This window comes from Nocardia sp. FBN12, from assembly GCF_054031145.1.
The window spans coordinates 4,117,076-4,137,269 of the sequence record NZ_CM132926.1 but is presented as its reverse complement, the minus strand read 5'-3'; the positions used below and the strand labels follow the sequence as shown (position 1 = coordinate 4,137,269).

The 20,194-nt window shown below is 67.6% G+C and carries 21 protein-coding genes; 16 read left to right on the top strand and 5 right to left on the bottom strand.

From position 1 onward, the window contains the following. Positions 1-144 precede the first annotated feature (144 nt). The 5 genes from ACWZHB_RS19725 to ffh all read left to right on the top strand — a co-directional run bounded on the left by ACWZHB_RS19725 (position 145) and on the right by ffh (position 6,460). Entirely contained in the window at positions 145-1,491 is a 1,347-nt protein-coding gene (locus tag ACWZHB_RS19725; RefSeq protein WP_427903333.1) for an ammonium transporter, read from the top strand. Between the two features lie 5 nt (positions 1,492-1,496). Further along, complete coding sequence (locus tag ACWZHB_RS19720) at positions 1,497-1,835, top strand: P-II family nitrogen regulator (protein WP_110036141.1); 339 nt, start codon at positions 1,497-1,499, stop codon at positions 1,833-1,835. Positions 1,836-1,928: 93 nt separating this feature from the next. Further along, a complete protein-coding gene (locus tag ACWZHB_RS19715) occupies positions 1,929-4,367 on the top strand; it encodes a [protein-PII] uridylyltransferase (protein WP_427909229.1) in 2,439 nt (812 codons plus the stop codon). 132 nt (positions 4,368-4,499) lie between these two features. Then, a complete protein-coding gene (locus ACWZHB_RS19710) occupies positions 4,500-4,814 on the top strand; it encodes a hypothetical protein (RefSeq protein ID WP_378912418.1) in 315 nt (104 codons plus the stop codon). Between the two features lie 80 nt (positions 4,815-4,894). Continuing rightward, on the top strand, positions 4,895-6,460 hold the full coding sequence (ffh, locus tag ACWZHB_RS19705; RefSeq protein WP_427903332.1) for a signal recognition particle protein: 1,566 nt from the start codon (positions 4,895-4,897) through the stop codon (positions 6,458-6,460). Positions 6,461-6,628: 168 nt separating this feature from the next. Here the strand turns inward: ffh and ACWZHB_RS19700 are convergent, their stop codons facing one another. Further along, a complete protein-coding gene (locus ACWZHB_RS19700; protein WP_427903331.1) occupies positions 6,629-7,420 on the bottom strand; it encodes a phosphatidylethanolamine N-methyltransferase family domain-containing protein in 792 nt (263 codons plus the stop codon). Positions 7,421-7,524: 104 nt separating this feature from the next. On the opposite strand from ACWZHB_RS19700, the gene ACWZHB_RS19695 reads away from it, so the two are divergent. Then, entirely contained in the window at positions 7,525-8,343 is an 819-nt protein-coding gene (locus tag ACWZHB_RS19695; RefSeq protein WP_427903330.1) for a nuclear transport factor 2 family protein, read from the top strand. Between the two features lie 47 nt (positions 8,344-8,390). On the opposite strand, the gene ACWZHB_RS19690 is transcribed toward ACWZHB_RS19695, so the two are convergent. Continuing rightward, complete coding sequence (locus ACWZHB_RS19690; RefSeq protein WP_427903329.1) at positions 8,391-8,852, bottom strand: DoxX family protein; 462 nt, start codon at positions 8,850-8,852, stop codon at positions 8,391-8,393. A gap of 2 nt (positions 8,853-8,854) precedes the next feature. After that, on the bottom strand, positions 8,855-9,196 hold the full coding sequence (locus ACWZHB_RS19685; RefSeq protein ID WP_427903328.1) for a VOC family protein: 342 nt from the start codon (positions 9,194-9,196) through the stop codon (positions 8,855-8,857). Between the two features lie 88 nt (positions 9,197-9,284). Here ACWZHB_RS19685 and ACWZHB_RS19680 point away from each other — a divergent pair, with 88 nt between their 5' ends. The 8 genes from ACWZHB_RS19680 to trmD all read left to right on the top strand — a co-directional run bounded on the left by ACWZHB_RS19680 (position 9,285) and on the right by trmD (position 15,174). Then, on the top strand, positions 9,285-10,154 hold the full coding sequence (locus ACWZHB_RS19680; protein ID WP_427903327.1) for a sigma-70 family RNA polymerase sigma factor: 870 nt from the start codon (positions 9,285-9,287) through the stop codon (positions 10,152-10,154). Between the two features lie 94 nt (positions 10,155-10,248). Continuing rightward, entirely contained in the window at positions 10,249-11,109 is an 861-nt protein-coding gene (locus tag ACWZHB_RS19675) for a DoxX family protein (RefSeq protein ID WP_427903326.1), read from the top strand. Positions 11,110-11,211: 102 nt separating this feature from the next. After that, positions 11,212-12,306, top strand: a complete 1,095-nt coding sequence (locus ACWZHB_RS19670; RefSeq protein WP_427903325.1) for an amidohydrolase family protein — start codon at positions 11,212-11,214, stop codon at positions 12,304-12,306. A 200-nt stretch (positions 12,307-12,506) separates the two neighbouring features. Beyond that, entirely contained in the window at positions 12,507-13,085 is a 579-nt protein-coding gene (locus ACWZHB_RS19665) for a Uma2 family endonuclease (protein ID WP_427903324.1), read from the top strand. A gap of 203 nt (positions 13,086-13,288) precedes the next feature. Then, a complete protein-coding gene (gene rpsP, locus ACWZHB_RS19660; RefSeq protein WP_427903323.1) occupies positions 13,289-13,726 on the top strand; it encodes a 30S ribosomal protein S16 in 438 nt (145 codons plus the stop codon). Then, positions 13,726-13,968, top strand: a complete 243-nt coding sequence (locus tag ACWZHB_RS19655; RefSeq protein WP_056811833.1) for an RNA-binding protein — start codon at positions 13,726-13,728, stop codon at positions 13,966-13,968. The genes rpsP and ACWZHB_RS19655 overlap by 1 nt, the downstream gene beginning before the upstream one ends. Further along, positions 13,969-14,493: a ribosome maturation factor RimM gene (gene rimM / locus ACWZHB_RS19650; protein ID WP_427903322.1), complete on the top strand. Its 525-nt coding sequence runs from the start codon at positions 13,969-13,971 to the stop codon at positions 14,491-14,493. A 3-nt stretch (positions 14,494-14,496) separates the two neighbouring features. Then, positions 14,497-15,174: a tRNA (guanosine(37)-N1)-methyltransferase TrmD gene (gene trmD / locus ACWZHB_RS19645; protein WP_427903321.1), complete on the top strand. Its 678-nt coding sequence runs from the start codon at positions 14,497-14,499 to the stop codon at positions 15,172-15,174. A 1-nt stretch (position 15,175) separates the two neighbouring features. Here trmD and ACWZHB_RS19640 read toward each other — a convergent pair whose 3' ends face one another. Both ACWZHB_RS19640 and ACWZHB_RS19635 read right to left on the bottom strand, forming a co-directional pair. Beyond that, on the bottom strand, positions 15,176-15,544 hold the full coding sequence (locus tag ACWZHB_RS19640) for a VOC family protein (protein ID WP_427903320.1): 369 nt from the start codon (positions 15,542-15,544) through the stop codon (positions 15,176-15,178). Positions 15,545-15,947: 403 nt separating this feature from the next. Next, positions 15,948-16,793 (bottom strand): helix-turn-helix transcriptional regulator, encoded by an 846-nt coding sequence (locus ACWZHB_RS19635; RefSeq protein WP_427903319.1) that lies wholly within the window; start codon positions 16,791-16,793, stop codon positions 15,948-15,950. A 97-nt stretch (positions 16,794-16,890) separates the two neighbouring features. Here ACWZHB_RS19635 and ACWZHB_RS19630 point away from each other — a divergent pair, with 97 nt between their 5' ends. Continuing rightward, the gene (locus tag ACWZHB_RS19630; RefSeq protein WP_427903318.1) at positions 16,891-18,504 is read left to right on the top strand and encodes an AMP-binding protein; all 1,614 of its coding nucleotides are present in this window, start codon (positions 16,891-16,893) and stop codon (positions 18,502-18,504) included. After that, entirely contained in the window at positions 18,504-20,117 is a 1,614-nt protein-coding gene (locus tag ACWZHB_RS19625; RefSeq protein ID WP_427903317.1) for an AMP-binding protein, read from the top strand. The genes ACWZHB_RS19630 and ACWZHB_RS19625 overlap by 1 nt, the downstream gene beginning before the upstream one ends. Positions 20,118-20,194: the final 77 nt, after the last annotated feature.

Below are 20,194 nucleotides of genomic sequence, written 5' to 3'. Positions count from 1 at the left end.
ACGAAACGTGGACGCAACACAACAGCGCTATCCGTTCACTCAGGTGAAACACCACAGCTCAACGGATGAAACACCGAGTCGCGACCCTTCTGTACAGGTCCTTTTGCCGTCATCGGCAGGGCCCGAGATGAGGAGGAACACAAGGTGGCATTTCCCGTAATCGGCGATCCAAGTGCCGGTGACACAGCATGGATGTTGGCCGCGGCCGCACTCGTGCTGTTGATGACGCCGGGTCTGGCGTTCTTCTACGGCGGCATGGTCCGTGGCAAGAACGTCCTGAACATGATCATGATGAGCGTCTCCGCGATGGGCCTGATCACCATTCTGTGGTGTCTGTACGGCTTCTCGGTGGCGTTCGGCGAGGACAAGGGCAACCTACTCGGTGATCCCACGCAGTACTTCGGCCTGAAGGGTGTCTTCGGCGGCGACTATCTCGCCACCACCGACCCCGCGGCCCCCGCTGCAGTCCCGCTCGCAGGCACGATCCCGCTCTCGGTGTTCGTCGCCTTCCAGCTCATGTTCGCGATCATCACGGTCGCACTCATCTCGGGCGCGGTCGCCGACCGCTTGAAGTTCGGGTCGTGGCTCGTATTTGCCGGAATCTGGGCCACGGTCGTCTACTTCCCCGTCGCGCACTGGGTGTTCGCCTTCGACGGCATCACCGCGGAGAACGGCGGCTGGATCGCCACCAACCTCAAGGCGATCGACTTCGCCGGTGGTACCGCGGTCCACATCAACGCCGGTGCCGCCGGTCTGGTGCTCTGCCTCATCCTCGGCAAGCGCAAGGGCTGGCCGAAGACCCCGTTCCGCCCGCACAACCTGCCGTTCGTGATGCTCGGCGCCGGTCTGCTGTGGTTCGGCTGGTACGGCTTCAACGCGGGTTCGGCGCTGGGTGCCAACGGCATCGCCGGTGCCACCTTCCTCACCACCACGCTCGCCACCGCGGCCGCGATGATGGCCTGGCTGCTCGTGGAGAAGATCCGTGACGGTCACCCGACCTCGCTCGGCGCTGCCTCGGGCATCGTCGCCGGTCTGGTCGCCATCACGCCGGCCTGTTCCTCGGTCAACGTCATCGGCGCGCTCGCCATCGGTGTCGTCTCCGGTGCGCTGTGCGCGCTGGCCGTCGGCCTGAAGTTCCGCTTCGGCTTCGACGATTCGCTCGACGTCGTCGGTGTCCACCTCGTCGGTGGTCTGGTCGGCACCCTGATGGTCGGCCTTGTCGCTACGGCCGAAGCTCCCGCAGCTGTCGATGGACTGTTCTACGGTGGTGGGGTCGAGCAGTTGAAGCTGCAGGCCGTCGGTGCTTTCGCCGTTCTCGCCTACTCGCTGGTCGCCACGGCCATCATCGCGTACGCGATCAAGTTCACGATCGGCCTGCGCGCCAGTGAAGAGTCCGAGGCCGCGGGCCTGGACGAGTCCGAGCACGCGGAAACCGCATACGATTTCGCTGCTGTGGGTAACACGGCACGCTCACTCGTCAAGGAGGCATGACGAACATGAAACTGGTTACGGCAATCGTCAAACCGTTCACGCTCGAAGATGTGAAAACCGGGCTGGAACAGGCAGGCGTGCTCGGCATGACCGTCAGCGAAGTCCAGGGATACGGCCGGCAGAAGGGCCACACCGAGGTATACCGCGGTGCCGAGTACTCGGTGGATTTCGTGCCCAAGGTCCGGGTCGAGGTCGTCGTGGACGATGCGTCGGTCGAGAAGGTCGTCGAGGTGATCGTCGAAGCCTCGCGTACCGGCAAGATCGGTGACGGCAAGGTGTGGGTGACCCCGGTGGACACCATCATCCGCGTCCGTACCGGCGAACGCGGAAGCGACGCACTGTAATTCGGTAGGGAACGCACGACAAACTATCGAGTGGCGGCCCCGCTCCCACCGGTGAGAATCCGGTCGGGGCGGGGCCGCCCGCATGAATGGGTGGTGTGGGCTGTGGCACAGCGGAACGGCGGTATTCAGAACAACGGAGCGGCGGATCTGGTCAAGGCCAGGGCGCAACTGCTCGACGGTGCGGGCACCCGAAACCCGCGACTCGATCCGGAATCGCTGCGCGGGGCCCTGGTCGATCTGTTCGAACTGTGGCTCACCAGCAAGGGCAACGAACTCGGCATCACCGCCGACAGCGGCCTCTCGGTCGTCGCGGTCGGCGGACTCGGACGCCGCGAGATGCTGCCCTACTCCGATCTCGACCTCGTGCTGCTGCACGACGACGTCGACCCCAAGGTGGTCTCGGAGATCGCCGACCAGCTCTGGTATCCCCTCTGGGACGCCCACATCAAGCTCGACCACAGCGTGCGCACCGTGCCGCAAGCGTTGCGCGTGGCCTCCAGCGACATGATCGCGGCGCTCGGTCTGCTCGAAGCCCGCCACATCGTCGGCGACCAAGACCTCAGCAATCTGCTCATCGGCGGCGTGCGCCGCGAATGGCGCACCGGAATCCGGGGCCGCTTCGACGACCTCATCGCCCAGACCACCGCCCGCTGGCAGCGCAGCGGCGAGATCGCCCACCGCGCCGAACCCGACCTCAAGAACGGTCGCGGGGGCCTGCGCGACATCCAGCTGCTCGACGCGCTCTCGATCGCCCAATTGACCGATGCCATGCCGGGTTTGGGCCCCGAGGTCCCCGGTGGCGGACTCGAACAGGCACACCGCAGGCTCCTCGACGTACGCACCGAATTGCATCGCGTCGCCGGTCGCGCCCGCGATCAACTGCGCGCCCAGGACGCCGACGAGATCGGCGCCGCCCTGCGCATCGGCGATCGCTTCGATCTCGCCCGGACACTGACCGATTCGGCGCGTACGGTGAGCTATTCGTGCGACGTCGGTCTGCGCACGGCCGCCAACGCGCTCCCGCGACGCGGTCTGGCGAGACTGCGCCGCATGCCGGTGCGCCGACCACTCGATGAGGGGGTGGTCGAGCACTCCGGCGAAGTCGTGCTGGCCAGAGACGCGCGCCCGCAACGCGATCCGGGGCTGATCTTGCGGGTGGCCGCGGCATCGGCCCAGACCGGTCTGCCGATGTCGGCGACCACGCTCAACCGGCTGTCCGAGGACGCGCCCGAGTTGCGCGAACCGTGGCCCAAGGACGCGCTCAACGATCTGCTCGTGCTGCTCGGCGCGGGCCGCGGCAGTATCGACGCGGTCGAGGCACTCGATCGAACGGGCTTGTGGGGCAGGCTCTTTCCTGAATGGGGCGCGGTCCGCGACCTGCCGCCGCGCGACGCGCTGCACACCTGGACCGTCGATCGCCATCTGATGGAGACCGTCGCCTACGCCAGCGGCCTGAGCACCAGGGTCGCCCGACCCGATCTGCTCGCGCTCGGCGCGCTGCTGCACGACATCGGCAAGGGCCGAATCGGTGACCACAGCATCGTGGGCGCCGAACTGGCCACCCACATCGGCCGCAGGCTCGGCCTGTGGCCCTCGGACGTGCGCACCCTCAGCGCGATCGTGCGCCACCACCTGCTGCTGCCCGACACCGCGACCCGGCGTGACCTCGACGACCCGGCGACGGTGCAGCGGGTCGCCGACGCGCTCGGCGGTGACGTCGGCCTGCTCGAACTGCTGCACGCGCTGGCCGAGGCTGATTCGATGGCCACCGGCCCCGGTGTGTGGGGCGACTGGAAGGCCTCGCTGATCGGTGAACTGGTGCGCCGCTGCCGCCTCGTCATGGCGGGCGAGCCGCTGCCGCAACCGGAACCGATCGACCCGGAACTCGTGGACAAGGCCACGGCGGGCGGCGTACACGTCACGCTCGCGCCCGGCGACGGCAAACACACGTTCGTGGTGACGGTGATCGCTCCCGACGAGCCCGGCCTGCTCTCCGACGCGGCAGGCGTGCTCGCGCTGCACTCGCTGCGGGTGCTGTCGGCCTCGCTGGGCGGCGCGGGTGACTCGGCGATCAACACTTTCGTGGTGATGCCGAAATTCGGCGATCCGCCGGACGCTGGCCTGTTGCGGCAGGAACTCATCCGGGCAACGTCCGGCGCGCTCGACCTGCCCGCTGTGCTGGCCAAACGCGAAGCCGAAGCGGCCGGAACCGGGCCCGGTCGGTACGCGCGCGCTCAGCCTCGACTCATCTGGTCACCTACCAGCACATCCGGCCAGGTGATTCTCGAGCTCCGTGCCGACGATCGCATCGGTTTGCTGAGCAGGCTGGCCGGCGCCTTCGCCGCGACGGGCGCCAATGTCCGGTGGGCGAAGGTGGTCACGATGGGCTCGGCCGTGGTCGACGCCTTCTGCCTCGATCTGGGCGACACCGACAGTCCGGCTGTGCGCGATCGCATCGAGAAGGCCGTCCTCGACGTGATTCCGCGGCCTGCTCCCGCACCGCCGCCCACCGAAACCGACGGCACCGCTTGACATCGTAAGGACACGGTTTACTCACTGATTGCTATCAGGTTGCTACACAGCGATCTCGCGGCCTGATAAGTCGAGATGTGACCTATAGCATTTCTCTGGTCCGGCTGTCACTCGTACGAGGGGAGCTGATCCGTGGCTATCGAAGTCGTTTCCGCGTCAATGATGACCAGCGACGCGACCGCGCACATCGCGCGCTGCGTCGGTGGTGACCTGTGGGTGGTTTCGTGGTTGCCGGGTCGCACCCTCAGTGGTGCGCAGGCGCTGGCCGCGATGACCATCGCCTCGACCGCCGCCCGTCACGCCGACAGCGCCGATTCCGAATGGCTCCGGATCGAGGCGCTCTCCCGGGAACTCGGTCTCACCGGCAGAGAAGCGGTGTACCTGGTGAACATCGAATCGCACGAGTTGCGCCGCACGGCGCCACCGCACGTGCAACATACCGAATAACCTCCATTACCCTGGGAGGGCAATAGACGTCCGACTTCGGTCTGACGACCTGAGACCCTTTCAGATCAGGAGCGCGATCGGTGTTCGAATCCCTGTCCGACCGGCTTACCGGTGCACTGCAGGATCTGCGCGGTAAGGGGCGTCTGTCACCGGCCGACATCGACGCCACCGCGCGTGAGATCCGCCTCGCACTTCTCGAGGCCGACGTCGCGCTGCCCGTGGTGCGCGGTTTCATCGCCAACGTCAAAGAGCGCGCCAAGGGCGCGGAGGTCTCCGGCGCGCTCAATCCCGCGCAGCAGGTCGTCAAGATCGTCAACGAGGAACTCGTCGCGATCCTCGGTGGCGAGACCCGTCGCCTCAACCTCGCCAAGAACCCGCCGACCGTCATCATGCTGGCCGGTCTGCAGGGTGCGGGTAAGACCACCCTCGCGGGCAAGCTGGCCAAATGGCTCAAGGGTCAGGGGCACCAGCCGTTGCTGGTGGCCTGTGACCTCCAGCGTCCCGGCGCGGTCACCCAGCTGCAGGTCGTCGGTGAGCGCGCGGGTGTGCCCGTGTTCGCCCCGCATGGCGGCACCTCCATCGGTGGCGGCGAGAACCCGCTCGGGATCACCGCGGCCGACCCGGTCGCCGTCGCCGCGGCCGGTATCGAAGAAGCCAAGGCCAAGCAGTACGACGTGGTCATCGTCGATACCGCCGGTCGCCTCGGTATCGATGCCGAGCTGATGCGCCAGGCCGCGGGCATCCGCGATGCCGTGCAGCCGGACGAGACGCTGTTCGTGCTCGACGCGATGATCGGTCAGGACGCGGTCAGCACCGCCGAAGCCTTCCGCGACGGTGTCGGGTTCACCGGTGTCGTGCTCACCAAGCTCGACGGTGACGCCCGCGGTGGTGCGGCGCTGTCGGTGCGCAATGTCACCGGTGCGCCGATCATGTTCGCCTCCACCGGTGAGAAGCTCGAGGACTTCGATGTCTTCCATCCCGACCGGATGGCTTCGCGCATCCTCGGCATGGGCGATGTGCTCACCCTCATCGAGCAGGCCGAACAGGTCTACGACGCCGAGCAGGCCGAGGAGACCGCGCGCAAGATCGGCAGCGGCGAGCTCACCCTCGAGGACTTCCTCGACCAGATGCTGGCCATCCGCAAGATGGGCCCGATCGGCAACCTGCTCGGGATGCTGCCCGGCGCGGGCCAGATGAAGGACGCGCTGGCCGCGGTCGACGACAAGCAGCTGGACCGGGTGCAGGCGATCATCCGCGGCATGACGCGCGCCGAGCGGGACAACCCGAAGATCATCAACGCCTCGCGCCGCCTGCGCATCGCCAACGGTTCCGGCGTGCAGGTGTCCGAGGTCAACCAGCTCGTCGACCGGTTCTTCGAAGCCAAGAAGATGATGGCCGCGATGGGCAGGCAGATGGGGATGCCGGGCGCGCGTCGCGGCAACAACAAAAAGGGTGGCAAGAAGGGCAAGAAGGGCGGGCGTGGGCCCACACCGCCGAAGGTGCGCGGCGGGTTCCCCGGGATGCCCGCCGGAATGCCGGGCCTGCCGCCGGGCATGGATCTGTCGAACATGCCGCCCGGTCTCGATCAGCTGCCGCCCGGCCTGGACGGGATCGACCTCTCCCAGCTGAAGTTCCCCAAAAACTGAACTTTTGGCGCGCTGGCGCGCGCGTGTCCGCGGCCCCAAGGGGCCGCCGGTTAGATGCCGTTGCTTGCTCCTTCGTCGCCTACGCAACGGCATCTAACCGGCGACCCGGCCGCGGACCGGCCACTTCGTGGCCGCCGCTCCCCAAGGGTCGCGGATGCTGGCCGGGTGTTAGATCACGCCCGGGATCAGCGCTTTCCGGTTCGCCGGGTAGTCGGCGAACTTCTCCCGGTACCAGCGGTGGGTCGCGAAGGCGCGTGGCACCAGGTTCCCCGCGGTGATCAGGAAGATCACGACACCGGCCAGCGACCAGGTGAGCAGGGCGAATCCGGCCCAGGCGATCAGCTCGCCCAGGTAGGCCGGGCTGCTGACGAAGCGGAAGCCCGCGCCGTGCGGGATCCGGTACTCGGCGGCGCCGGGGTCGTTCTTGTCGCGCAGATTGCGCACGATCGCCTCGGACCGCACCAGCAGTCCGAACCCGCACAGGTAGACGACCACGCCGATCAGGAAGCGCGGATCGGTGAGCCATGCGGTGCCGTACTGGTTGTTGTAGTCGTTGCTGAAGAACGCGCCGTTGAGGTAGCCGTGCAGGGCCGTCACGAACACGCCCGCCGCGACCACCGACACGTTGAAGCTGCTTTTCTTGCCCGGCACCTGCCGGATGGAGAGCGGGAAGAACCAGCCGCGGTTGCCGTAGTGCAGTAGCCAGATGGCGGCCAGTACCAGCGGCACCGGCTCGAAGCGATCGGGGCCGCTGAGATAGAACACCGCGAACACGACGGTCGCGGGCAGCTCCATCAGCCACCAGCCCAGCTTGGGGTTGAGATTGAAGCCGACCTTGTTCGACGCGAAGCGGCCGTAGGGGCTCTGCGCGAACAATCCGCCGACGATCACGAACGCGGCGAAGGCGAAGGCGATGGCCAGCACCGTGTCGTAGGTGGTGTTCCCGGTGTACCAGTCCATCGAGATCCTCTTGTCCAACAGGCGCCGCACACGATCGCCGACGCAAAACTAGAACACGTTCTATCATGGATCGCACAGGGGAAGCGTGACTATGGAGGACCTACATGCCGTTGGATCGGACCGCCCAGGATCTGCTGGCGGCGGTGCAGGCATCGCCGCGTGCCGTGGCCGCGCACGACAAGGCCGCCTGGGTCGGGCTGTTCGCCGAGCAGGCCGCGGTGCACGACCCGTACGGCTCGCGCGAGCACATCGGTCCGGCCGCGATCTCGCGTTTCTACAACGTCTTCATCGCGCCGAACTCCATCGCCTTCCGCGTCGACCGCGACATCGTCGCCGGATACACGGTGGTCCGTGACCTGCACATCGAGACCACGATGTCGACCGGCGCCACCGTCACCGTGCCGATGCATCTGCGCTACGACCTGGTCGCCACCGACGGCGGCTGGCGGATCGCCCGGCTCGCCGCGCACTGGGAGCTGGGGGTGATGATCGCGCGACTGCTGCGCACGGGGCCGTCCGGACTGCTCGCGGGGGCCAAGCTCGGGCCGCAACTCGTCGCCGAGCTCGGTGTCGGCGGGGCGATGGGGATGATGCGAGCGCTGCGCGGTGTGGGTGGGTCGGGCAAGCGCGTCGTCCGGCGGCTTTTCACCGCGGCCGCATCCGGTGACTCGGGTGGGGTGCGGGCACTCCTCGACGATCGCACGGTGGTGGAGCTACCCGCCGGGCGCCCGATCTCGGTGGCAGATTTCGTCGACAGCGCGCGGAACATGCGGTGGGACAAGATGATCGCTGCCGGACACACGGTCAGCGTGAGCGTGTGGGTCGGCGCGGCGCCGGGTGTGGCGTTCGTCGATTTCGCGCCCGACTCAGCGCGTATCGCCAGGGTGACAGTCTTCCTCGACGGGGATCCGTCGGGGAGCTAGTGGCAGCGGGGGTGTAGCCGGGCTGGGCGACACCCCCGGCTATCACCTCATTCCAGGAACGCCGCGTCGCGCGTCGATATCCGCGCGGGCGGTCCGCCGCTCGCCGGGCGCCACCACAGCAGTTGCCGTACATCGGTGGGCCAGTTCGCGACAGCGACGCACAGCATGATCACCAGGTGCAGCGGCGCCGAGACCTCCTCGTAGACCGGCGCGTCATCGATGACATGCGTGGTCACCGCCCCGGTCAGCAGCAGCACCAGCGTGGCGGCGCCGAGAAATCGTGTCTGTCTGCGGGGAACGACCAGCAGGATCGCACAGACCAGTTCGATCGCGCCGACCACATAACGCATGTTCGGGTCGAAACCCCAGTCGGCGAATTTCTCGGCATAGGCCGGTCCGAAAAAGGTCTCGCCCGGCCAGAACTTAGTGACGAACCCGACGAAGAACTCGAAGGCCAAAAACCAGTAGAAGCCGGTACGCAACCAGGCGGGTACACGGTGAGCAACCATCGTCACCGCTCCATCAGACCGATGATGTTGCCGTCGGCGTCCGTGACCGACGCGATGAGTTTTCCGCCGCCGACGTCGGTCACCGCCTGTACTTCGACGGCGCCCGCGGCGATCAGCTCGGCCAGATGCTGGTGGATATCGGCGACGAGCCAGAACGGGGCAGGTCCGGTCAGGCCTTTGGCGTGGCCGTTGGGGTCGAGCCCGACGAGGTGCCCGTCGAGATCGAACTGGACGTAATAGGGCTCGTCCATCACGGGCTCGATGCCAAGTAGCCTGCGGTAGAGCGCTTTTGCCTGCCCCAGGTTCGTGACCGGGTAGATCAGGGTCTTCGCTGGTGCGGTCATGGTCGGGTCTCCTCGGTGGGGCGTTGTCACACCGGCGCGGGTCGGCCGGTCATCACTACTGACCGATCCCCGAGGAGGTATGTGACACATGGACCACACCGATTGGCTGACCCGCGAATTCGAGGACAACAGGGCGCACCTGCGGGCGGTGGCGTACCGGATGCTCGGCTCGACCACCGACGCCGAGGACGCGGTGCAGGAGGCCTGGATCCGGTTGAACCGAACCGACGTCTCCGAGGTCGACAACCTGGCGGGCTGGCTGACCACGGTCGTGTCGCGCGTCGCGCTCAATGTCCTGCAACGTCGCAAGAGCCTGCGCGAACATCTCTACGGCACCGAACTCGTCGACGACGGGGCAGAACGCGCGGGCGCGATGGCGCCCGAACAAGAATTGCTGATGGCCGACTCGGTCGGCTCGGCCCTGATGGTCGTCCTCGACACGCTCGGCCCGGCCGAACGGCTCGCCTTCGTATTGCACGATCTGTTCGCTGTCCCCTTCGACGAGATCGCCGCCATCCTCGGCCGTTCCAGTGTGGCGACCAGGCAGCTCGCCAGCCGCGCGCGACGCCGCGTCCATGGCATCGACGAGCCCGCCACCGTCGATGTGGGCCGACGGCGCGAGATCGTCGACGCCTTCTTGCGGGCGGCGCGCACTGGACGCTTCGAGGCACTGCTCGAACTGCTCGACCCCGACGTGGTGCTGCGCGCAGACGAGACCGTCGTCGCGGCAGGCGCCGGCGGGGAGGTCCTGGGGGCGGACGCCGTCGCCCGGACGTTCTCGGGTCGTGCCAAGGGGGCCAGGCTCGCCACGATCGACCGCGAACCCGGTGCGGTCTGGTCGGTCGGTGGTCGCGCCAGGATCGTGTTCGCGTTCACGATCCTTGGCGACAGGATCGTGGGTATCGAGATGATCGGCGACCCCGGTCGGCTCGCGACGATGGTCCTCGACGAGCACTGATTCCGCACGCTGTCACATCGGGATCCGCTGCTCGGTCAGATCGGTGTCAACCCGAATTCGCCGTGCTCGGCGGCCACCGACCTGAGGATCAGCCATGACCGTATTGTCGCGCATCGCGAACAACAGCCGGAGCATCGTCTATTGGATAACCACCGCCATCATCGCCTTCGAATCGGCGATGGGCGGCGTCTGGGACATCCTGCGCATCGACATCGTGCGCGACGTGGCCGTCGACCAGCTCGGCTACCCCGCCTACGTGCTGGTCATCCTCGGCATCGCCAAGATTCCGGGGGCGCTCGTGCTGCTGGCGCCCGGCCTGCCTCGGTGCAAGGAGTGGGTGTACGCCGGGGTGCTGTTCGTCTATCTCGGTGCGGTGGTCTCGCTGGCCGTCGACGGTGACCCCGCCGCGGTCGGCCCGCTCGGTTTCGCGACGATGACGTGCCTGTCCTGGGCGACCCGTCCTGAGCAGCGCAGATCCATTGCCGTCGGTGCGTGGACACCCGGGCGGTTGCGCGCGCGGATCGGTACGGGGCGCGCGGTGGCTGTTGCGTTCTGGGTATCGACCGGCATCGTCGTGACGGTCCTCGGGAGCGGGGGCATCGCCGATCTGCTTGGCCGGGATTCGACGGTCGCGGGCATGGTCGATCTGGGATACCCCACCTATTTCGTCACCATGCTGGGCGTCTGGAAGATCCTGGGAACGGTGGTGATCGTGGCGCCGGGTCTGCGCCGCGTGAAGGAATGGGCCTATGCCGGAGCCTTCTACAACTTCACCGGAGCGTTCGCGTCCCACCTCGCGTCCGATTCCGGCGTCGAACACCTGCTGTGGACCGGACTCTTCGCGGTCTGCGTGCTGGTCTCGTGGGCACTGCGGCCGGGCTCCCGATGCCTCGAGCCCCCAGCTCCGCGTGTTCGCGCCGCGACCTCGAAAGATGCAGGGGAGCTGATCGTCTAGGGCGGCAGCGGCTTTGGCCGCGTCGATGAGGGCGTCGCCGTCTGCGGCGCGGTGCCGTCGGCGGTAGGTTGGCAGGCAGCGTCGACATCGAGGAGGCTCTTCATGCACGTGCGCGGGGTGGTGCTGCCCGGTGACGAGGAACGCGACCTGTGGGTGGTCGACGGCATGGTGACCTTCGAACCGGTCGCCGGCGCCGACACGCTGTGCCGGACCGGCTGGATCGTGCCCGGCCTCGTCGATGCGCACTGCCATGTCGGCATCCGCTACGGCGGCGGTGACGAGACCCACGAGGGCGCGATCGAGCAAGCTGAGACCGAACGCGACGTGGGCGCGCTGCTGCTGCGTGACGCGGGCTCGCCGATCGACACCCACTTCATCGACGAGCACGCCGAGCTGCCGCGGATCATCCGCGCGGGCCGCCACATCGCCCGCCCCAAGCGCTACATCCGCGAACTCGGCATCGAACTCGACGACGAACGCGACCTGCCCGAGATCGTCGCCGAGCAGGCCCGCTTCGGCGACGGCTGGGTGAAGATCGTGGGGGACTGGATCGACCGTTCCGTGGGTGACCTGCGGCCGCTGTGGAGTGACGACATCCTGAAGCAGGCCATCGACGCGGCCCACGCGAACGGCGCTCGGGTCACCGCGCACGTGTTCGGGGAGGACGCGCTGCCCGGTCTGATCAACGCGGGCATCGACTGCCTCGAACACGGCACCGGCATCACCGACGACACCATCGAGCTGATGGTCGCCAACGGCACCGCCCTTGTCCCCACCCTGATCAACATCGATACCTTCCCCGGCATCGCCGACAGCGCCACGAAGTTCCCGGTCTACGCCGCCCACATGCGCGACCTGCACCGCCGCGTCCGCGACACCGTCGGCAAGGCCCACGAGGCGGGGGTGCCGATCTACGCGGGCACCGACGCGGGCGGCTCCATCCGCCACGGCCGCATCGCCGACGAGATCACCGCGTTGTCCGGCGCGGGCCTGTCCCCGCACGAGGCCCTCGGCGCTGCCTCGTGGAACGCCCGCACCTGGCTCGGCCGCCCCAGCATCGAAGACGGCGCCCCGGCCGACTTCGTCGTCTACGCCGACGATCCTCGGGTAAACCCCCGATCACTCACAGACCCGCAATGGGTCGTCCTGCGCGGCCTGGTGGTGAAAACCCCTGATCCTGTCACCGGCCACCGCTGAGGCCGCGGTTCGCGATGTCGCTGCCTGTGGCACAACATTCCCCCTGGCCAATGGTCATGACTCTGTAGTGTTATCTACAGGCTGCAAACTTGTGCAAACATGTGATCGAGGTTGAATCGATCGTCGCGCGGCCCCAGTAACTAGTCCGGTCCGAGTTGTCAGTTTGTCGGTACGACCAGGGGAGATCGGCGGAGATGACCATGAGCGCCGAGGTTTCGATGATCCACCCGTTGGGCCCGAAGACTGTGGAGGACTGGCTCGCCGAAGAGCAGCCGGTCGATGGATCGCGACTCGAACTCATCTGGGGGTACCTGCACATGACGCCGCCGCCCGGTGGTCCGCATCAGTACGCCGCCGGTGAGCTGTTCGTCGCTCTGCGCGCCGCCGTTCGAGCCGCGGATCGTCCGGATCTGACGGCACTGCCTGCCGTTGGGGTGCGGATCAGTACCCCGTTCCGGACCAGCATCATCCCGGATGTTGTCGTGGTGCACGCCTCTGCTGAGCACACCACCTTCGCCGCCGAGGATGTGCTGCTCGCTGCCGAGGTCTGGTCGCCCGGAAACAGTCGTGAGGAACGCGATACCAAAATTGCCTCTTACGCCTCGGCTCGGGTGCCGTACCTGTGGATCGTCGAACTCCCCGACGGGAAGCCCGCTCGATTCTGGGCCTACACGCTGGGTGAGTCCGGCTATCGCCAGGAAGTGTTCGCGACTGACGGTGAGTCGATCAAGGCGCCGGGTCCGGTGCCGGTCGTGGTGGACACCGCTCAGTTGCGGTGAGATAGCGCGCGAACGGCGGAGGCGATTTCCGGGGGCAGTGGGTCGTCTGGCAGAATGAACCCTCGTCCTTCCTGGACAGTGTCAGCCCGTCTCCGGTTACGTACCGCGCGGCGGTCACGCACACATGCGCGAAACCGGACCCGCAGACCATGCGGGTCGCTGAATCGCGTGGTGACCAAACTACTGAAAGAAGACTGACCAGCATGGCTGTCAAGATCAAGCTCACTCGTCTCGGCAAGATCCGCAACCCGCAGTACCGCGTCGTCGTCGCCGACGCCCGTACGCGTCGCGACGGCCGGGCCATCGAGTCCATCGGCCTGTACCACCCGAAGGAAGAGCCTTCGCTGATCCAGATCGACGCCGAGCGCGTCGCGTACTGGCTGTCCGTCGGCGCGCAGCCCACCGAGTCCGTGCAGCGTCTGCTGGAGATCACCGGCGACTGGCAGAAGTTCAAGGGCCTGCCGGGCACCGAGGGCACCCTGAAGGTCAAGGCCCCGAAGACCTCCAAGCTGGACCTGTTCAACGCCGCGCTCGCCGCCGCCGACAACGCGCCCACCACCGAGGCCGTCACCCCGAAGAAGAAGGCCGCCAAGAAGGACGAGGCTGCCGCTGAGGAAGCCGCCACCGAGGCTGCCGAGTAATGACTGCTGTTGTTGCCGATGCCGTCGAACATCTGGTTCGCGGCATCGTCGCCAACCCTGACGACGTCCGTGTCGAGCTGCTCACCGGCCGTCGTGGACGCACCGTCGAGGTACACGTCCATCCTGAAGACCTGGGCAAGGTGATCGGGCGCGGTGGTCGTACCGCGACCGCGCTGCGCACCCTGGTCGCCGGCATCGGTGGCCGTGGGATCCGGGTCGACGTGGTCGATACCGACGCCTAGATGGAACTCGTCGTAGGTCGGGTCGCCAAGTCGCACGGCGTGCGCGGCGAACTCGTCGTCGATGTGCGCACCGACGAGCCGGACCTCCGGTTCGCGCCGGGTGTCACCTTGCGCGGCAGGATGCCGAAGTCCTCGGCGACCCGTGACTACACCGTGAAGTCGGCCCGAGAGCACTCGGGCCGGCTTCTGGTATTCGTCGACGGCATCGACGATCGCACCGCCGCCGACGCTCTGCGTGGCACCCTGTTCGTCGTCGACAGCGATTCGCTGCCGCCGTCGGAGGACGACGACGCCTTCTACGACCACGAACTCGAAGGCCTTCGGGTCGAGTTCGCCGACGGCACCGCCGTCGGCACGGTCACCGAGGTGCTGCATTCGGCCGCGGGCGAACTGCTGTCGGTGCGTGCCGCCGACGACGGTCGCGAAATTCTCATTCCCTTTGTCACCGCCATCGTGCCGACGGTTTCGCTCGCCGATGGACTGGTGGTCATCACACCGCCCGAGGGCCTGCTCGATCCGGAGTAATTCGTGCAACTCGACGTCGTCACGATCTTCCCGGAATACCTCGAGCCGCTGCGCACCGCGCTGCTCGGCAAGGCCGTCGACAAGGGCCTGATCTCGATCGGCGTGCACGACCTGCGCAACTGGACGCACGACGTGCACAAATCGGTCGACGACTCGCCCTACGGTGGTGGTCCCGGCATGGTCATGAAGCCCACCGTCTGGGGCGATGCCCTGGACGAGGTGTGCCCCGACGACGCGCTGCTCGTCGTCCCCACCCCGGCGGGTGTGCCGTTCACCCAGGCCACCGCGCAGCGCTGGGCCACCGAGAAACACCTCGTCTTCGCCTGCGGGCGCTACGAGGGCATCGACCAGCGCGTGTTCGACGATGCCGCTCGCCGCGTCCGGGTCGAAGAGGTGAGTATCGGCGACTACGTCCTCATCGGCGGTGAAGCCGCGGTGCTCGTGATGACCGAGGCGGTGGTACGGCTGATCCCCGGCGTGCTCGGCAATCAGCAGTCCCACCAGGAGGATTCGTTCTCCGACGGACTTCTGGAAGGCCCCAGCTACACCCGGCCGGTGTCCTGGCGTGGCCTCGACGTGCCCCCGATCCTGCTCTCCGGCGATCACGCCAAAGTCGCCGCATGGCGCCACGAACAGTCGCTGGACCGGACGGCGCGACGCCGTCCGGATCTGCTGCCCTGATCTATCCCGATACCACGCGGGTGGTGATACAGAACGGATGCCCAGCGGGGTCGAGCAACACGCGCCAGCGCGGGTCCGGTTGTACCGGTGCGGGTTTCGCGCCGATCGCGAGTGCGTGCTGTTCGCACAGATTCAGGTCGGCGTCGGCGGCGAGGTCGAGATGCACCGCGGCGGTGCCCGGCCACTGCGGCGGAAAATAATCCTCGACGCGTTGCGCGGCGACGGTCAGTCCCGATGGGATACGGATCCCGACGCTGTGCGCATCGTTCCACAGGACACGGCCACCGAGCAGCCCGAGGTAGAAGCGGGCGAGGGACTCGGGGTCGTCACAGTCCAGTGAGAGGCCGGCCAGTTGAAAAGGCTCCGTCATCGGACCGACGGTACCGGGCCGGATGCGCGCCGAGATTGTTTTGTGCTAAAGACATTTGGGTATCCATCGAGGTCATTCTTTGTGCGATCGTCCAGAGTGAGGGTTGCTGATTCCATCCGGAACGGGTTCGGCCCCGGCGCCTGTCGGTGCGGTCGTGCCGGAGATGATGGGGCGCAACGGGCTGTGTGCCGATGTTCCCAGTACAGGCATTGCATCCCTTGGTGATTAGGTACTGCCGGAGTGCGCGTGATGCGACCTTCGGCGTCGGCGTCTGGTGCCACGGTGTCAGGCCTTGGATACCCACTGGCCGTTTGCACCGTTGCCGTGACACCACCGACACTCGAATAGTAGTGATATATCCCACAATTCACGCACAGCTGAGCGAGCCCTGGACGTCGGCACTTCAGGGCAGCAAGCCGTGCCGACGTGCCCGCGCCACCGCCTCGTGCCGAGTGCTGGCATCGAGCTTGCTCATCGCCTGCCGCAGATAACTCTTCACCGTCTCGGCACCGAGCGAGAGTCGCAGCGCCGCTTCCTGATTCGTGCAGCCGAGCGCGATCTGAGCGAGCACGTCGAGTTCCCGCCGCGACAGCCGCGGCGCATCGCCAACCGACTCGCCGGTCAACACCCCGGTCAGTCGTTCACAGACCCCGGAAAGCCGGTCGCGCAGTGCGGGATCGCCGGTGGCGGTCGCGATGGCGCGGAGTTCGGCGTGGATCTCGCGCAACTCCTCGGTCGCGGCGGGCGCGGTCGTCGACGGTGGCGTCGCGAGCTCGAGCAGCCGGACTCGGCGGTCCACTTCGTCGCGGACGGCGATCTCGGTGGCCAGCCGCCTACCCGCCTGCAGGATCACCTCGGCGGTGCGGTCACCGAGGGGACCAGTGCCGCGGGTGGCCGCATAGAGCACCGCGCGAGGTCGATCGGCGACCAGGACCGGCACGGCCATCACCGACCGCAGCCCTTCGCCGACCACCGCGGCGTCGTAGTGGTGGGTGATGGCGGACGAACCCCGATAGTCGGCCACCGACGCGGGCCTGCGGTACTCCATGGCCTGCCCGCCCAGCCCAGAGGTGCGCAGCACCGACAGTCCGCGCAGACCCGTGGTGACGGTGCCGGCGAACTCGCTGAGCAGCAGGGTGTCCTCGTCGACCGCGCCGCCGAACACCACCGGGACACCCGCCCGGCCCGCCACCCAGCGGATCTCGGCGCGCAGCGCGTCACCGTCGCGCGGGCGCAACAGGGAAGTCATGGATCACCCCTTTTCGGGGGTAGTGGTGTACGTGAGCTATGCCACATTCTAGGACACACCCGGTGGCCGACATCCGGGGTGTTGAGGAGAAGCTGCGATGACTACCGATCTGGACGTGCGGGTGCGCGACCTGCTCGACCACTACGACCGCCCCGAGGCCTGTGCGGCTGATCTGCTCTGCGATCGGCACCCGGCCGAGCAGATCGCGTTCACGGTGATCGAGTCCGATCTGCGCGCGTACGACCTGACCTACGGTGAGTTGCGGGAGCGCTCGGCCCGATTCGCCGCCGCGCTGGCCGAACTCGGCGTCGAACCGGGCGACCGGGTGGCGACGTTGATGGCGAAGTCCGTCGAGCTCGTGGTGGCCCTGCTGGGTATCTGGCGCCGCGGCGCGGTGCACGTGCCGTTGTTCACCGCGTTCGCGCCGCCGGCGGTCGAGTTCCGGCTGACGGCGAGCCACACGAAAGTCGTCGTCGTCGATGCCGGCCAGGCGCCGAAACTCGCGGCGACCGACTGCCGAACGATCGTTGTCGGCGACGCTGAGGTCCCCGGCGCGCTGCGCTTCGACGATCTGCTCGACGGGCACCGGCCCGACGATCCACGCGCGAAGCCGGTGGTGGTCGGTGGTGACGGTCTGCTGGTCCAGTTGTTCACCAGTGGCACCACCGGCACCCCCAAGGGCGTGCCGATCCCGGTACGCGCGCTGGCGTCGTTCCACGCCTACCAGGAGTTCGCCCTGGACGTACGCCCCGAGGACGTCTATTGGAACGCGGCCGATCCGGGCTGGGCGTACGGCCTCTACTACGCGATCCTGGGGCCGCTGGCCACGGGCGTGCGCAGCCTGCTGCTGCACGCGGGCTTCTCGGCGCCACTCACCTGGGAAGTGTTGCAGCGCTTCGGCGTCACCAACTTCGCCGCCGCGCCGACCGTCTACCGGGCGTTGCGCGCCGACAGCGGTCCGGTCCCGGCGGGATTCACGCTGCGCCGGGCGTCGTCGGCGGGCGAGCCGTTGACCCCGGATGTGGTGGCGTGGTCGCAGCGGACGCTGGGGGTGCCGGTGCGCGATCACTACGGCCAGACCGAGCACGGCATGGTGATCTGCCACGCGTGGCACCCCGCCCTCGACGTGGCCGTCCCACTCGGTTCGATGGGCAGGCAGCTCCCCGGGTGGTCCTGTGTGGTCCTGTCCGAGGACGCCGACAGCGAGGCAGCGCCCGGCGAGATCGGCCGGGTCGCCATCGACACCCAGCACAGCCCGCTGCTGTGGTTCCTCGGCTACCTCGACGATCCGGAGCGCACCGCGACCCGGTTCACCGCCGACGGTCGCTGGTATCTGACCGGTGACGTCGGTTCCCGCGACACCGACGGCTGTTTCCGGTTCAGCTCCCGCGACGACGACGTGATCATCATGGCGGGCTACCGGATCGGCCCGTTCGAGGTCGAGAGTGTGCTGGTCATGCACGATCAGGTCGCCGAGGCCGCCGTGGTCGGGATGCCCGACGACCTGCGCGGCGAGGTGCTGGAGGCCTTCGTGGTGACACAGACCGGCACCGAGGGCAGCGCCGAGCTGGCGGCCGAACTGCAGCAGCTGGTCAAGGACAAGTTCGCCGCCCACGCCTATCCGAGAAGGGTCCATTTCGTGGACAGCCTGCCCAAGACGCCGAGCGGCAAGGTGCAGCGATTCCTGCTGCGCGGCAAGGAGATCCGGTGATGTCCGAACTCAGCTACAGCTGCGGTCCCGCCGACATCCCGTTGCTCGGTGACACCATCGGCGCGAACCTGGACCGCGCCGTAGCGGCCTACCCGGCACGTGACGCACTCATCGACTACCCGACGGACCGGCGCTGGACCTACCGCGAGGTGGGTGCCGCGGTCGACGCCGTCGCGACCGGCCTCGCCGCACACGGCATCGAAGCCGGTGACCGGGTGGGTATCTGGGCGCCCAACTGCGCGGAATGGTTTCTCGTGCAGTACGCCACCGCGAAGATCGGCGCCATCCTGGTCAATATCAACCCCGCCTACCGCACCAGCGAACTCGAATACGTGCTCGTGCAGGCCGGGGTACGCACTCTGATCGCCGCGCCGGAGTTCAAGAGCTCGGACTACGTCGCGATGATCGAGCAGGTCCGGCCGAATTGTCCCGCCCTGGAACAGGTGCTGATCCTCGGCACCGCGCAGTGGCGGCAGGTGGCCGAGGCCGTGCCGGACAACGAACGCCTCGGCGCGATCGCCGCGACGCTGTCGGCCGACGATCCGATCAACATCCAGTACACCTCGGGCACAACGGGTTTCCCGAAGGGTGCGACGCTGAGCCACCACAACATCCTCAACAACGGGTTCTTCGTCGGCGAGCTGTGCGGGTACACCGAGGCCGACCGGGTCTGCATCCCGGTTCCGTACTACCACTGCTTCGGCATGGTGATGGGCAACCTCGCGGTCACCTCCCACGGTGCGGCAGCGGTGATTCCGGCGCCGTCGTTCGATCCGGCCGCGGCGCTGGCCGCCGTCGCCGCGGAACGCTGCACCTCGCTCTACGGCGTGCCGACGATGTTCATCGCGATGCTGGCCGAACTCGACGCCGGCGCCGACTACGACCTGTCGAGCCTGCGCACCGGCATCATGGCGGGCTCGCCGTGTCCGGTCGAGGTGATGAAACGGGTGATCGATCGGCTGGGGATGGGCGAGGTCGCCATCTGCTACGGCATGACCGAGACCTCGCCGGTGTCCACCCAGACCCGTCGCGACGACAGCATCGACCGCCGCACCGCGACCGTCGGACGCGTCGGCCCGCACCTCGAGGTGAAGGTGGTCGACCCGGAGACCGGGCGCACCGTGGCGCGCGGCGAACCGGGCGAACTGTGCACCCGCGGCTACTCGGTGATGCTCGGCTACTGGGAACAACCCGACAAGACCGCCGAGGCGATCGACGCCGCCCGCTGGATGCACACCGGCGACATCGGCGTCATGGACGCAGACGGCTACCTCGCGGTCACCGGCCGGATCAAGGACATGGTCATCCGCGGCGGCGAGAACATCTACCCCCGCGAGATCGAGGAATTCCTCTACACCCACCCCGATATCGTCGACGCCCAGGTCATCGGGGTACCGGACGAGAAATACGGTGAGGAACTCATGGTCTGGATTCGCCTGCGCGAGGGTGCGACACCCCTCGACGCCGACGCCGTCCGTACCTTCTGCACCGGCCGCCTCGCCCACTACAAGATCCCGCGCTATGTGCACGTGGTCGACGAGTTCCCGATGACGGTCACCGGGAAGGTCCGCAAGGCCGAGATGCGCGAACTCGCCAGGGAGATCCTCGGCTGAGCGTGTGGGCTCGATCCGTCGCGGGCACCGGAGCTTCTTGCTAGCGTGTTCGCGACGGTCGGGCGTTTCGGCCCCGT